The organism is Paracidovorax konjaci, from assembly GCF_900112675.1.
GTDB lineage: Bacteria > Pseudomonadota > Gammaproteobacteria > Burkholderiales > Burkholderiaceae_C > Paracidovorax > Paracidovorax konjaci.
On sequence record NZ_FOMQ01000003.1, the window covers coordinates 1 to 13456 of the forward strand.

Sequence of the window (13456 nt, forward strand, 5' to 3'; positions counted from 1 at the left end):
ACGCCGGTGTATTCGTCGGCGGTGTTCAACTTCATCCCCAAGACGGCGATGGACTTCTACCACGCGGTGGCGAGCGACGACCAGGCCACGCAGCACCGCCTGCTGCGCGACTTCTTCATGCCGTACCTGGAGTTGCGCAACCGCGTGCAGGGCTACGCGGTGAGCATCGTGAAGGCGGGCGCGAAGATCGTGGGCCACGACGCGGGCCCGGTGCGCGCACCGCTCACCGACCTCAAGGCCGATGAGGTCGAGGCGCTCAAGGCACTGATCGACAAGCTCGGCCCGCAGTAAAGCGCGGCAGGGGCAAAAGGCTTTTTCTTCCGCACGGGAAGGACGGCCCTTCGCCCCGCCGATCCTGGATCCTAGATAACCCAGCACAACACCACAGGAGACAAAACCATGTTCACCAGATTCATTCTTGCCGGCGCCGCCACCGTCGTGGCGGCCGCCCTGATGGGCTGCGCATCGCCGGCCGCCCCGTCCTCCAGCGCCAGCGACGAGCAATCGGTGGCCACTGCCGCAGAACGGTTGCGCATCGCCATGATCGATCCCTCCCCGGAAGCGCTGGGCCAACTGGTCGCGAACGACCTGAGCTATGGGCATTCCGGCGGCCGGGTGGACACCAAGGCCAGCTTCATCGGTGACCTGATGAACGGCAAATCGGATTTCGTCACCATCGTGATCACCGACCAGTCCATCAAGGTGGTGGGAGACGCAGCGATCGTGCGGCACACCCTGACGGCCGACACCAACGATTCCGGCAAACCCGGCAAGGTGCAGATCAAGATCCTGGGCGTGTGGCAGAAGCAGGCAGGCCAGTGGAAGCTGCTGGCCCGCCAGGCCGTGCGCGTCCCCGCGTAATTCCGGCCACGCTCGCAACCAGCCGACCCCACCCTGGCATCCGCCTTGCGGGGATGCCGGGGGCCTGCAGAGGACGAAAGCGCCACACCTGTCGCGCTTTTCCTGTCCGGCAGCATGCAGTCGCACCTAAACTGAGCGGATGTCCCGCCCCACCCCTTCAGCGACCTTTCGATGCGGCGGCTGGCACGCCCTGATACTCACAGCGATGTTAGGGCCTGCGGTCTGCGGGGGGCAGACCCGGGACGTCACCGGCGAACTGGCACTCAGCAGCGACCTCACCGAACGCGGCATCTTCGTCGGCAAGCGCCAACCCATCGTCCAGGGACTCATCAGCGTCTATGACGCCCGCGGCTGGTCCCTCAGCTCCGCACTGGGCATGCAGGCCGACGGCCGCCGCACCACCCGGGCCATCGTCCGGGCCGCCTACGACGGCGTGATCGACAACGATTGGCAATACCAGACCTCCATCCAGTACTATGCCTACCCGGGAGACCCTGTGTTCCAGCTCTTCGATCGGGCCGAGGCGGCCGTGGGGGCGAGCTTCCGCGATCTGGTGACCCTGGGTTTCTCCACCTTCCATTACGTGCACACCCGCAACGAGGTGTCGCCGATGCGCTGGGCGGCCGACATCGGCGCGCGCTGGCCATTGAGCCCCCGCTTCTCGCTGACAGGCTCTCTGGGCCTCTCCGCGGTGCGCCCCGCAGGCCGCTATGCCTACGGAGGCGCGGGCATGGCATGGCATTCAGGACACTGGCGGGCGGAGCTGAACTACCTGAAATCCGACAGCCATGCCCAGCGCTCAATCCGCAGCAGCACCACCGGGCATTGGTCCATGACGGTCATCCGGACTTTCTGATCCGGCCAGGCAACCTTTTGACTCCGGCACTGCACCCACGGCGCAAGACGGAAGCACTTTCTCCACAGGTTGCCCATGAGCGTTCACTATCCCGACGATTCCGACGACCTCGCCCTGCTGCGCGAAGTGGCAGCAGGCAACCGTGCCGCGCTGGCCGACCTCTACCGCAGCTACCATCGCCGCCTGGGCCAGTTCCTGACGCGGCTCACGCGCCGCACGGACCTGATCGAAGAGATCATCAACGACTGTTTCTGGGTGGTATGGCAAAAAGCCGAGGGCTTTCGTGGAGATTCCAAGGTCTCCACGTGGCTCATGGGCATCGCCTACCGCTGCGGCCTCAAGGTCCTGCGCCAGGACGGCGGCCTGAGTGCGATGGAAGAGCTGGACGACGAACTGGCCAATGCACCGGCCCTTGGCACCGACCCTTTCGAAAACCGCGAACTGCGCGACTGGTTGGCCAAAGGCCTTGAAAAATTGTCGGTAGATCAGCGGCTCGTTCTTGAACTGGCTTACACCAACGGTCATTCGCTCGAGGAAATCGCCGTCATCACCCAGGCCCCTGTGGGCACCGTCAAGGCGCGCATGTTCCATGCCCGCGTGAAACTGCGCAATCTGCTTCCCGCACTGGCCACCCGCAGCACGGGCACCAAGGACATCCAGCCATGACTTACCTCACCCACCCCCAGGACCAGGACCGCTCCCACCTGCTGGCGCAGGAACTCCTGCCCTGGATCGTGAACGGAAGCGCCACCGAGGAGCAACGCGCCAGCGTGGCGCAGCACCTTGCACAGTGTGCGGACTGCCAGGCTGAGCTGGCGCTCCAGGAACACATCCACGCCGCCATGCTGCTCCAGCCCGCAGGCGCCCTGCCAGACGTCGACGCCGGCCTGCAGCGCCTGATGGAACGCATCGAGACGGATGCCATGTGCGACCAGCCGGCACCGCGTGCGGCTGCGCCGGCACCGCGCCATCGCCGCTTCGGGGCCGCGACCTATGCGCTCGCCGCATTCGCATTGCTGCAGACGGTGGCCCTCACCCTGGTGGGCCTCCGCCTCGCAGCCGAGGAAGAACCGCAGTACCGGATGTTCAGCAACGCACCGGCGGACGCCGCGCCGGCAGCGATGCCATCCGGGACGATCCGCGTCGTGCCGGACGAGCTCATCACGCTGGCGTCCTGGAATGCGGCGCTGGCGGGTGCGGGACTGCAGGTGGTCGGCGGGCCGAACGCCATAGGCGCCTATGCCCTGGCCCCCGTGCCTGGCACGTCGGGCGAGCGAGCGCTCGAACAGCTCCGTGCCAACGCCGGCATGCGGCTCGTCGAAACCATAGGAAACACCCCGTGAGGAATCTGCAATGGCTCTTACTGACGACGCTCCTGGGCTTTCTGTCCGCCTGCTCGGGTGTGCCGCCGAACCCTGCTGCCCAGCCTCCAGACGATAGAACCGCCGTTGCCGAAGGAGAAGCTGAAGCCCGCATGCGGGAGGACAGCGGCCGCTACATCATCATCGCGGTCGCCAATCCACTGCAGCGTGTGCCTGGACGGGCGGGCACCAGCCTGTCCAGCTATGGTGCCCCTCCGCGCTACACGACCGGCATACAGGCAGCACGGCTTGTCGAGGCCATCGCGCGCGACTATGGACTGAGGGAGGCCGCGGCATGGCCCATCCCGACGCTGAACGTGCATTGCATCGTTTTCGAGATCGACGGACACCGCCCTCGCGACGACGTGATCGCCGCGCTCTCGAAAGACAGCCGCGTGGCCCTCGCGCAGCCGCTGCAGGACTTCTCGATGCAGGCTGCCCCGCCTTCGCCGGCCCCCTCTGCCGGGGTGAGCTACAACGATCCCTATGCGCCGCTGCAGCGGGGGTTCATCGACATGGCAGCCGCGCAGGCGCATCGCATCACCGCGGGCAAAGGCGCCCACATCGCGGTCATCGATACCGGCGCGCAGACGGAGCACCCGGACCTGCAGGGCCGCGCCACGGCGATCTACAACTTGGTGGACGAAGACGCTCGCGCCTTCCAGAAAGACCGGCATGGAACCGAGGTGCTGGGCATCATGGCGGCGGCCGGCAATAACCAGCAAGGTATCGTCGGCATGGCACCGGAGGCGCGCTTCAGCATCTACAAGGCATGCTGGTATCCGGCCGCTCCACCGTCGGCCGGGGCCCGCTGCAACTCGTTCACCCTCGCCAAGGCACTGGTCGCGGTGATGGCGTCCGATGCCCGCATCATCAACATGAGCCTGGGGGGACCGGGCGACCCCCTGCTCGGCCAGTTGCTGGGCCAATTGATCGCGCAGGGCAGGATCGTCGTCGCGGCGCTGCCAGCCACGGGCCAGCGCACCGGGTTCCCAGCATCGATCCCGGGTGTGATCACCGTCGAATCTTCGGGTGCCTCGCGGGCATCCGGCGCGGACGGCGTTCTCATGGCTCCCGGAAAAGACGTGCTCACGCTCCAGCCCCTGGGGCGCTACGACTTCGCATCGGGGTCTTCCATGGCGGCTGCCCACGTGAGCGGCATGGTGGCGCTGCTGCAATCCGCCGCGCCGGACCTCGACCGGGATGCCGTCGAGCGATTGCTGCTGCGCAGTGAATCCTCCGAAGACAAGGGGCCGTTCATGGTGAATGCGGAGCGCGCGCTTGCCACCCTGCCCTCGTCGAACCATCGCCTGGCGGAGCGCTGAGGCAGCACCGTACCTCCGGGGGCAGGCTGCTGCCGACGAAGGACTGCGGCAGCAGAAACGCTGTCCGCCGTAAGACGGACCGTGCAGCACACCTTGCCTGACCGATTGAAAGCCCCAATCGGATCGATGCAGGAAATCTTCCGGGCCCACCCAACCCCGGCCTGATCGCAAAGCACCTACGGTGGTCATATAACCCGGCCTCCAACATGCTTTTCAAGAACGCACTGGTTTTCCTTCACCTGCTGGCGATGGCGGTCGCCATAGGAAAGATGCTCGAATACGACTTCCGCTTTCTCGGCATGATCCACCGGCAGATCACGCCGCAGCGCCGGGAGGAACTGCTGAGGACCAAGGCGACGATGACAGCCGCCTTGTGGGTGCTGTGGGGATCCGGCGCTTTCTTCGTCTACCTCGGCTACACGCACAGCCCGGAATACGTGATGAACGAAAAGCTCTGGATGAAAGTGCTTACGGTCAGCGCCCTCACGCTCAATGGCATGCTGATGCACCGCTTCGCGTTCCCCCACATGATGCAGGAAGGGGTGTTTCTGGAGTTTCCGCTGCGGCGGATTCTCGGCCTCACGCTTTTCGCCACCGTGTCGTCGGTATCGTGGCTCTATGCCTCGTTCCTCGGCATCGCAAGGTCCTGGAACCATGCCGTGTCGTTCGAGTACACGTTGGGGGTCTACGCCGCGCTGCTGGCGGTCGCTGGCTGCGCATCCACCGGCTTGATGGTGGCGCTGCGCCACCGCTACATCCAGTGCCCGGAAGCCTTCCCATCGCTTGCCTGGAACGCGAAAAAAGGCTGCCCCCACTCGTCTTGAAAACCGAATGCCGTGGCGCCGAGCCGCCGGAAAAACAAAAAGCCCGGTGCTCTGCGCACCGGGCTTTTTCACATGCCCTGTCTGCGCGCCTGCGGCGCGCGGACCCTGATCACATGTTGTCGATCATGACCTGGCCGAAACCGGAGCAGCTCACCTGCGTGGCGCCTTCCATCAGGCGTGCGAAGTCATAGGTCACCTTCTTGCTCTTGATGGACTTTTCCATGGAGCTGATGATGAGGTCGGCGGCTTCGGTCCAGCCCATGTGGCGCAGCATCATTTCTGCCGACAGGATCTCGGAACCGGGGTTCACGTAGTCCTTGCCTGCGTATTTCGGCGCCGTGCCGTGGGTGGCTTCGAACATCGCGACGGAATCCGACAGGTTCGCACCCGGAGCGATACCGATGCCGCCCACCTGAGCGGCCAGGGCGTCGGACACGTAGTCGCCGTTGAGGTTCAGCGTGGCGATCACGCTGTATTCGGCGGGGCGCAAGAGGATCTGCTGCAGGAAGGCATCGGCGATGCTGTCCTTGACCGTGATTTCCTTGCCGGTGCGCGGGTTCTTGAACTTCATCCAGGGGCCGCCGTCGATCAGCTCGGCGCCGAATTCCTTGGCGGCCAGCTCATAGGCCCAGTCACGGAAGCCGCCTTCCGTGAACTTCATGATGTTGCCCTTGTGCACGATGGTCACGCTGGGCTTGTCGTTGTCGATGGCGTACTGGATGGCCTTGCGCACCAGGCGCTGCGTGCCTTCGCGGGACACGGGCTTCACACCGATGCCGGAGGTTTCGGGGAAGCGGATCTTCTTCACGCCGAATTCTTCCTGCAGGAGCTTGATGAGCTTCTTGGCCTTTTCCGATTCGGCTTCGAACTCGATGCCGGCATAGATGTCTTCCGAGTTCTCGCGGAAGATGACCATGTTGGTCTTCTCGGGTTCCTTCACGGGGGAAGGAACGCCCTTGAAGTACTGGATGGGGCGCAGGCAGACGTAGAGGTCGAGTTCCTGGCGCAGCGCCACGTTCAGCGAACGGATGCCGCCGCCGACGGGGGTGGTCAGGGGGCCCTTGATGGACACCACGTAATCGCGCACCGCGTGCAGGGTCTCTTCGGGCAGCCACACGTCCGGACCATACACCTTGGTGGACTTTTCACCGGCATACACCTCCATCCAGTGGATCTTGCGCTTGCCGCCATAGGCCTTGGCAACGGCGGCATCCACCACCTTGAGCATCACCGGGGTGATGTCGAGACCAGTACCGTCGCCCTCGATGTAAGGAATGATGGGCTGTTCCGGCACGTTCAGGGACATGTCGGCGTTGACGGTGATTTTCTGGCCTTCGGCAGGCACCTTGATGTGCTGGTAGCTGGTCATGGAACGGTTATCTCCAGTGGATGGGCGCCGAGGGCGCGGTGCCTCGGCGGACTGTGCGATGCGGCACAAAACGCAATGATTCTAGCGACAAAAATTTGCGCTTCCCGGCTGTCAACGGCCTGGGCTGCGGTATCGTTGTGTCAGGGCTTCGCGGGCCTTCGCGGGGCTCGCAAACCTTCCTAAACTCATCAAGGAAACGGCACATATGAAAAAACTCCTCGCTGTCCTGATCGCTGGTCTCTTCACCGCCGGCGCATTCGCACAAGCTCCCGCCCAGGCTCCGGCCACGTCTTCCGCTCCCGTGGCTGCCGACACGGGCGCTGCCGCCCCCAAGGCCCACGCCAAGTCGAAGGCCGGCAAGAGCAACAAGCACAAGGTCGCGCACAAGAAGACCAAGAAGCATTCCAAGGCCGCTGCCTGATCGGCACACGGCCCTGAAGGAAATACCGCTCGCACCGGGCGCATTTCCAGCCCCTCGAAGCCCGCTGACGCGGGCTTTGCTTTTGGCTGGTACGCTGGGCCCGTCGTGCAAAACCCTCCTTCGCATTGGATGAAAGCCCTCCCCATGACCCACGATCCTTTGCCCGGTGCTCGCCGGGCCGTCCGCCGTCTGTGCCGCCTGGGCGCCGCAGTGGCCATCGCTGCTGCGGGAATCGGTGCCGCCACGGCACAGGAAGGGCCCCAGCTCGATCTCCAGCGGGTGGAACTCACGGCAGGCATGCACCGCATCGACGCCCAGGTCGCGCTGACGCCCCAGGAGAGGCAGATCGGCCTCATGAACCGCAAGGACATGCCGCCGCAGGAAGGCATGCTCTTCGTCTTCTCGGAGCCCGCCGTTCAGTGCTTCTGGATGAAGAACACGCTGCTGCCGCTGACGGCGGCTTTCGTCGCAGACGACGGAACCATCGTCAATCTTGCGGACATGAAGCCGCAGACGCTCGATTCGCATTGCTCCGACAAGCCCGTTCGCTTCGTGCTGGAGATGAACCAGGGATGGTTCTCCAAGCGCAGCATCAAGCCAGGCGCGAAGCTTTCCGGCGCGCCTTTCGCCAAACGCTGAAGCCGAACGTACGGCTCTCCAAGAAAAAACGGCCCGCGAGGGCCGTTTTTTCCATGGCTGTCAGGCCGTCACCGGCCCACAGCGAGGACGCCGGGAATCATGCCGCGAAATTGCTTTCAGCGAACTTCCAGTTCACCAGCTTGTCGAGGAAGGTTTCCACGAACTTCGGACGCAGGTTGCGGTAGTCGATGTAGTACGCGTGTTCCCACACGTCCACCGTCAGCAGCGCCTTGTCGGCGGTGGTGAGCGGCGTGCCGGCAGCACCCGTGTTGACGATGTCCACGCTGCCGTCGGCCTTCTTCACGAGCCACGTCCAGCCGGAGCCGAAGTTGCCGACCGCGCTCTTCACGAAAGCTTCCTTGAAGGCGGCATAGCTGCCCCACTTGGCGTTGATGGCTGCGGCCAGCGCACCGGAGGGTTCACCGCCGCCGTTGGGAGCCATGCAGTTCCAGAAGAAGGTGTGGTTCCAGATCTGCGCTGCATTGTTGTAGATGCCGCCGCTGGACTTCTTGATGATCTCTTCGAGCGCCATGTTCTCGAATTCGGTGCCCTTCTGGAGATTGTTCAGGTTCACCACATAGGCGTTGTGGTGCTTGCCGTAGTGGTACTCCAGGGTTTCCTGGCTGTAGTGCGGCGCCAGGGAGTCGATCGGGTATGGCAACGGTGGCAGGGTGTGTTCCATGTACGGTCCTTCGTGGGGTGGATTGAATTGAAATTGAATGCCTGCAGATGCAGCGCCGCCCGAGCACATGCGGCGCAACAGGGCGGCATTGTAGAAAGGTAATGGCACGGCGCGCTGTAGGCGACGGTCCAGAGCCCTGGCCCAGGCCGCAGCGCCGCCCTTCAGAGCAGCCGTGGCGGCGAGACGGTCAGATCGATGGTCCCGTCGGAGACGGCGGCGCGCACACCGTCCCCGGTGCGGACCTGTGCCGTGCGGGTCACGGGCCGCCCTTCGCCGTCCGTGAGCAGGGCATAGCCGCGCTGGAGCACCAGGCGGGGGTCGAGCAGGTCGAGGCGCAGCGCGGCATGGTCCAGCCGCCGCTGCTGGGCGGCCACGCCCTGGCTGACCGCCCTCGGCAATTGGGCGGCCACACCATCCTGCCGCTGCGCCAGCCGCTGCGCCGTCCACGCGGCGCCATGCCGCAACTGCTGGGCCAAGCGTGCCAGCCGCGATTCCTGCCGGGACACCAGCCCCGACGGCCGGCCGAGGCGCTGCGCGGCCATGTCCAGGCGCTGCTGGCGCTGGTCGAGCTGGCGCTGGACACCGTCGCCCAGACGGCCCGCCAGCACGTCGAAGCCCGCCATCCACACGGCGCGCGGCTGCGCGACCAGTTCGGCCGCAGCCGTCGGTGTGGGAGCGCGCAGGTCCGCACAGAAATCCGCGATGGTGAAGTCGGTCTCGTGCCCGACGCCCGAAACCACCGGCACGGGGCTCTGCGACACCGTGCGTGCGAGCTGTTCGTCGTTGAAGGCCCACAGGTCCTCGATGGAGCCCCCGCCCCGCACCAGCAGGATCACGTCCACCGGAGGCTGCCGCGACCCCGCCCCCGACTCGCCTTCCGAGGCTTCCGACATCCGATACAGCGACCGCAGGGCCGCGCAGATCGAGGCCGGCGCAGCGGCCCCCTGGACGAGCGCGGGGGCCAGTACCACCGGCAGGTGAGGCACCCGCCGGCGCAGGGCGGTGACCACGTCGTGGAGCGCCGCAGCGCCCGGCGAGGTGACGAGGCCGATCGCCCGCGGCATGACCGGCAGGCTGCGCTTGCGCCCCGCGTCGAAGAGGCCCTCGGCCTCCAGCCGGGCCTTGAGCTGCAGGAACTGCTCGAACAATGCCCCCTGCCCGGCGCGCTGCAGGCTCTCCACGATGAGCTGGAGGTCGCCGCGGGCTTCGTACACGCCCAGGCGTCCGCGCAGCTCGACCAGTTCGCCATCGCGGGGGACGAAATCGAGCAATTGGGCCGCACGGCGGAACATCGCACACCGGATCTGGCCCTGGCCGTCCTTGACCGAGAAGTAGCAATGACCGCTGGACGCGCGCGAGAAGCCCGTGATCTCCCCGCGCACCGCGACAGGGTTGAATCGGGCCTCCAGGGCATCAGCAACGGCGCGGCACAGCGCCCCGACTTCCCAGATTCGTGGCGCCGCTGCTGGATTCTGGCGCTCAAACATCCGCGCCGCCTGGGTTGCGCGGGCGGGCCGCCTGTGCAGTAGTCCACAAGCGCGCCGGAGCGGAAACACTGCCGTGGCACCGCACCACGCACCCGCGCAAGCCACGCATGTCCGTGCAAGTCATTGATTCATAACAATATTTTGCTGCGCAATTTTTCATCAATCTGTCAAAGTCTCGATTTGGCGCCGCTTGGCGGGTGTTACACACCCGGTTGCCCACAAAGTTATCCACAGAAAATGTGGGCGGCTGTGGAAAGAAGGACGGCCGGATGGCGGGGCACGGGGAAGCCGCTGCGGAGGGACCGGACGGCCATGGTGCTGGGCCATAATCGCGGATTGCTTCCATCTGCGCGGAGAGAGAATTGCTGTCGATCATACAAGCCGCAGGCTGGCCGATCTGGCCCTTGATAGCCTGCTCCATCCTGGCGCTGGCACTCGTGGTGGAGCGCTTCATCGCCCTCAAGACCGCACGCGTGGCCCCGCCCAAACTGCTGGACGAAGCCATCTCCGTGTCCTCGCGCGGGCTGCCCACGCCCGACGTGGTGAACCAGCTCTCGCAGAACTCCGCCCTCGGGGAAGTGCTGGCCAGCGGCCTGCGCACCCTGAACAGCCACCCCCAGAGCAGCGATGCCGACATCCGCGCCGCCATGGAAGGCACCGGGCGCGCGGTCGCCCAGCGGCTCGAGAAATACCTCAATGCCCTCGCCACCATCGCGTCGGCCGCGCCTCTGCTGGGCCTGCTGGGCACGGTGATCGGCATGATCGAGATCTTCGGTTCGCAGGGCAGCAGCGCCACGGGCACCGGCAACCCCGCGCAATTGGCCCATGGCATTTCGATCGCGCTCTACAACACCGCCTTCGGCCTGATCGTGGCGATCCCGACGCTGATCCTCTGGCGCTACTTCCGCAGCCGCGTGGACGCCTACCTCCTCACGCTCGAACTCGCTTCAGAGCAGTTCGTGCGCCACATCCATCGCCTGCGCAAGTGAGGCAGTCGCGGCAGCGGGGATGAAGCCCTCGCCGGCCCGGCCGCCCCGAACACTCGCGCACAGTCTCCGTCGCAGGTCCCACCCATGAATTTCCGCCCGCGTCCCAAGGAAGAGCCGGAGATCAACCTGATCCCGTTCATCGACGTGCTGCTCGTGATCCTCATCTTCCTGATGCTCTCGACCACCTACAGCAAGTTCACCGAACTGCAGCTCACGCTGCCCGTCGCAGATGCCGAGCAACAACGCGACCACCCCAAGGAGGTGATCGTCGCCGTGTCGCCGGACGGCCGCTACGCCGTGAACAAGGCCGCCGTGGACGGCAAGGGCGTGGACGCCATCGCGCAGGCGCTCACCGCCGCCGCCACCGCCGGGCGCGAGAGCGTGGTCATCATCAGCGCCGATGCCAACGCGCCGCACCAGGCGGTGATTTCCGTGATGGAGGCCGCACGGCGTGTGGGCCTCTCGCAGATCACCTTCGCCACGCAGTCCTCCGCCAGCGCGGGCCGCTGACCCGGGATGGCGCTGCGCAACCGGCATGGCGAGCCGCCGTCCGCCGACCCTCCGCCGCACGCGTCCCGACCGGCCGCAGACGGCCTCCAGCGCATCTGGCGCCGCCGCGGCTGGGCCGCCTGGCTGTTGGCGCCACTCGCCCTGCTCTACGGCGCGTTGGCGGGCCTGCGCCGCCTGCTCTACCGCACCGGCGTCCTGCGCAGCGAACGTCTGCCGGTGCCGGTCGTCGTGGTGGGCAACGTGATCGCTGGCGGCGCGGGCAAGACGCCCGTGGTGCAGGCCCTGGTCCTTGAACTGCGCCGGCGCGGATGGCGCCCCGGCGTGGTGTCGCGCGGCTACGGGCGCAGCACGTCGGATTGCCGGGAAGTGCTGCCGGACAGCCTTCCGGGCGAAGCCGGCGACGAGCCGCTGCTGCTGGCCCGCAGCACCGGCGCACCGGTGTTCGTCGCCCCGCTGCGCGCGCAGGCCGCCCGCGCCCTGCTCGCCCGGCACCCCGGCACCGACGTCATCGTGTGCGACGACGGCCTGCAGCACTGGGCGCTGGCGCGCGACATCGAGCTGTGCGTTTTCAACGAGGAAGGCATCGGCAACGGCTTCCTGCTGCCGGCGGGCCCCTTGCGGGAACCCTGGCCCCGCGGCGTGGACGCGGTGCTGCACGCAGGGCCCGCGCCGCGGGGAGCAGGGGACGCGCCACTCGGCACCTATGCGCTGCGCCGGTCGCTGGCATCCCACGCGGTCGCGCAGGACGGCCAGGCCGTACCGCTGGCCCTGCTGCGCGGCCAGCCCCTGCACGCCGTGGCCGCCATCGCCCGGCCGCAGGCGTTTTTCGACATGCTCCGCGCGCAAGGCCTGGACGTGGCAAAAACCACGGGCCTGCCCGATCACTATGATTTTGATAGCTGGAAAACCAATGAATCCGGCGGCATGACGCTTGTCTGTACCGAAAAGGACGCGGCCAAGCTGTGGAAGACCCGGCCCCACGCACTGGCGGTGCCGCTCGTGGTCGAGATCGATCCGGCCTTCTTCGAGCGGCTGCACGGGCGGCTGCAGGCCCTGGCCGGGCGCTCGCTATCATCGGCCTCCGCCTCTTGAAACCCTCTTCTTGCCCACCCCACTGCCATGGATCCCAAACTGCTCGAACTGCTGGTCTGCCCCGTCACCAAAGGTCCGCTGACCTATGACCGCGAGCGCGGCGAACTGGTGTCGCGCAGCGCGCGGCTGGCCTATCCGGTGCGGGATGGCATCCCCGTCCTGCTGGAAGCGGAAGCCCGCACCCTGACCGACGCGGAGCTGGAAGCGTGAGCGCCGCGGCCGCCCTCCCCGCGCCCGCCTTCACCGTTCTCATTCCCGCCCGGCTGTCGTCCACGCGGCTGCCCGACAAGCCGCTGGCCGACATCGGCGGCGTGCCCATGGTGGTGCGCGTGGCGCAGCGCGCCTCGCAGAGCCAGGCCGCGCGCGTGGTCGTCGCGGCCGACCATCCCCGCATCCTGGAAGCCTGCGCGGCCCACGGCGTGCAGGCCGTGGCCACCCGCGCCGACCACCCGAGCGGCAGCGACCGCCTGGCCGAAGCCTGCACGCAGCTCGGGCTTGCCGACGACGACATCGTGGTGAACGTCCAGGGCGACGAGCCGCTGATCGACCCGGCGCTCATCGACGCGGTGGCGGCCCTGCTGCCCGCCCGCCCCGATGCTGCGATGGGCACGGCCGCGCACGCCATCCACACGCTGGCCGACTACGCCAACCCGAACGTGGTGAAGGTGGTTCTCGATGCGCGCGGGCTGGCGCACTATTTCAGCCGCGCCCCGATCCCGCACGCGCGCGACCACGCAGGGGCCGACTGGTGGAACGCCGGCCACGCGGGGGTTCCTCCCGGGTATGCGCCGCTGCGGCACGTGGGCATCTACAGCTACCGGGCGGCCTTCCTGCGGGCGTTTCCCACGCTGGCGCCCGCTCCCACCGAGGCGCTCGAAGCGCTGGAGCAACTGCGTGCGCTCTGGCACGGGCACCGCATCGCCGTGCACGTGACCGACTCGGCACCGGGCCCGGGCGTGGACACGCCGGCAGACCTGGCGCGCGTGCGCGAACTGCTGGGCTGATCGCACGCGCCAGGACCGTCATGACAGTGCCATCTC

General features: G+C 66.7%; 17 protein-coding genes. 14 read left to right on the forward strand and 3 right to left on the reverse strand.

All coding sequences use genetic code 11. From position 1 onward, the window contains the following. The 7 genes from BM144_RS04555 to BM144_RS04585 form a co-directional block, all read left to right on the forward strand. On the forward strand, positions 1-291 hold a 291-nt coding region (locus BM144_RS04555), incomplete at its 5' end, for a dihydrodipicolinate synthase family protein (RefSeq protein WP_175525951.1). Between the two features lie 108 nt (positions 292-399). After that, positions 400-861 (forward strand): nuclear transport factor 2 family protein, encoded by a 462-nt coding sequence (locus BM144_RS04560; RefSeq protein ID WP_092950133.1) that lies wholly within the window; start codon positions 400-402, stop codon positions 859-861. Positions 862-1066: 205 nt separating this feature from the next. Continuing rightward, positions 1067-1717 (forward strand): hypothetical protein, encoded by a 651-nt coding sequence (locus BM144_RS04565; protein ID WP_245783536.1) that lies wholly within the window; start codon positions 1067-1069, stop codon positions 1715-1717. A gap of 75 nt (positions 1718-1792) precedes the next feature. Next, positions 1793-2383, forward strand: a complete 591-nt coding sequence (locus BM144_RS04570) for an RNA polymerase sigma factor (protein WP_092950134.1) — start codon at positions 1793-1795, stop codon at positions 2381-2383. Next, positions 2380-3060, forward strand: coding sequence for an anti-sigma factor family protein (locus tag BM144_RS04575; protein WP_092950135.1), 681 nt, complete (start codon positions 2380-2382; stop codon positions 3058-3060). The genes BM144_RS04570 and BM144_RS04575 overlap by 4 nt, the downstream gene beginning before the upstream one ends. Before the next feature lie 131 nt (positions 3061-3191). After that, complete coding sequence (locus BM144_RS04580) at positions 3192-4403, forward strand: S8 family serine peptidase (protein WP_092950136.1); 1212 nt, start codon at positions 3192-3194, stop codon at positions 4401-4403. A gap of 206 nt (positions 4404-4609) precedes the next feature. Next, positions 4610-5227 carry a hypothetical protein gene (locus BM144_RS04585; protein WP_092950137.1) on the forward strand — a complete coding sequence of 206 codons (618 nt, stop codon included), beginning with the start codon at positions 4610-4612 and terminating at the stop codon, positions 5225-5227. Positions 5228-5336: 109 nt separating this feature from the next. Here the strand turns inward: BM144_RS04585 and icd are convergent, their stop codons facing one another. Next, positions 5337-6596 carry an NADP-dependent isocitrate dehydrogenase gene (gene icd, locus BM144_RS04590; protein WP_092950138.1) on the reverse strand — a complete coding sequence of 420 codons (1260 nt, stop codon included), beginning with the start codon at positions 6594-6596 and terminating at the stop codon, positions 5337-5339. A gap of 205 nt (positions 6597-6801) precedes the next feature. Here icd and BM144_RS04595 point away from each other — a divergent pair, with 205 nt between their 5' ends. Together BM144_RS04595 and BM144_RS04600 are read left to right on the forward strand one after the other, a co-directional pair. Next, positions 6802-7017 carry a hypothetical protein gene (locus BM144_RS04595; protein ID WP_092950139.1) on the forward strand — a complete coding sequence of 72 codons (216 nt, stop codon included), beginning with the start codon at positions 6802-6804 and terminating at the stop codon, positions 7015-7017. A gap of 144 nt (positions 7018-7161) precedes the next feature. Next, a complete protein-coding gene (locus BM144_RS04600) occupies positions 7162-7656 on the forward strand; it encodes a DUF192 domain-containing protein (protein ID WP_092950140.1) in 495 nt (164 codons plus the stop codon). 97 nt (positions 7657-7753) lie between these two features. On the opposite strand, the gene BM144_RS04605 is transcribed toward BM144_RS04600, so the two are convergent. Together BM144_RS04605 and xseA are read right to left on the reverse strand one after the other, a co-directional pair. Beyond that, positions 7754-8338 (reverse strand): Fe-Mn family superoxide dismutase, encoded by a 585-nt coding sequence (locus BM144_RS04605; RefSeq protein WP_092950141.1) that lies wholly within the window; start codon positions 8336-8338, stop codon positions 7754-7756. Between the two features lie 161 nt (positions 8339-8499). Further along, the gene (gene xseA / locus BM144_RS04610) at positions 8500-9825 is read right to left on the reverse strand and encodes an exodeoxyribonuclease VII large subunit (protein ID WP_092950142.1); all 1326 of its coding nucleotides are present in this window, start codon (positions 9823-9825) and stop codon (positions 8500-8502) included. A 362-nt stretch (positions 9826-10187) separates the two neighbouring features. On the opposite strand from xseA, the gene BM144_RS04615 reads away from it, so the two are divergent. The 5 genes from BM144_RS04615 to kdsB all read left to right on the forward strand — a co-directional run bounded on the left by BM144_RS04615 (position 10188) and on the right by kdsB (position 13420). Further along, the gene (locus BM144_RS04615; RefSeq protein ID WP_092950143.1) at positions 10188-10814 is read left to right on the forward strand and encodes a MotA/TolQ/ExbB proton channel family protein; all 627 of its coding nucleotides are present in this window, start codon (positions 10188-10190) and stop codon (positions 10812-10814) included. 84 nt (positions 10815-10898) lie between these two features. Continuing rightward, positions 10899-11324 (forward strand): ExbD/TolR family protein, encoded by a 426-nt coding sequence (locus BM144_RS04620; RefSeq protein WP_092950144.1) that lies wholly within the window; start codon positions 10899-10901, stop codon positions 11322-11324. Between the two features lie 6 nt (positions 11325-11330). Next, positions 11331-12416 carry a tetraacyldisaccharide 4'-kinase gene (gene lpxK / locus BM144_RS04625; protein WP_092950145.1) on the forward strand — a complete coding sequence of 362 codons (1086 nt, stop codon included), beginning with the start codon at positions 11331-11333 and terminating at the stop codon, positions 12414-12416. Positions 12417-12443: 27 nt separating this feature from the next. Beyond that, the gene (locus tag BM144_RS04630; protein ID WP_092950146.1) at positions 12444-12626 is read left to right on the forward strand and encodes a Trm112 family protein; all 183 of its coding nucleotides are present in this window, start codon (positions 12444-12446) and stop codon (positions 12624-12626) included. Next, on the forward strand, positions 12623-13420 hold the full coding sequence (gene kdsB / locus BM144_RS04635) for a 3-deoxy-manno-octulosonate cytidylyltransferase (protein WP_092950147.1): 798 nt from the start codon (positions 12623-12625) through the stop codon (positions 13418-13420). The genes BM144_RS04630 and kdsB overlap by 4 nt, the downstream gene beginning before the upstream one ends. Positions 13421-13456: the final 36 nt, after the last annotated feature.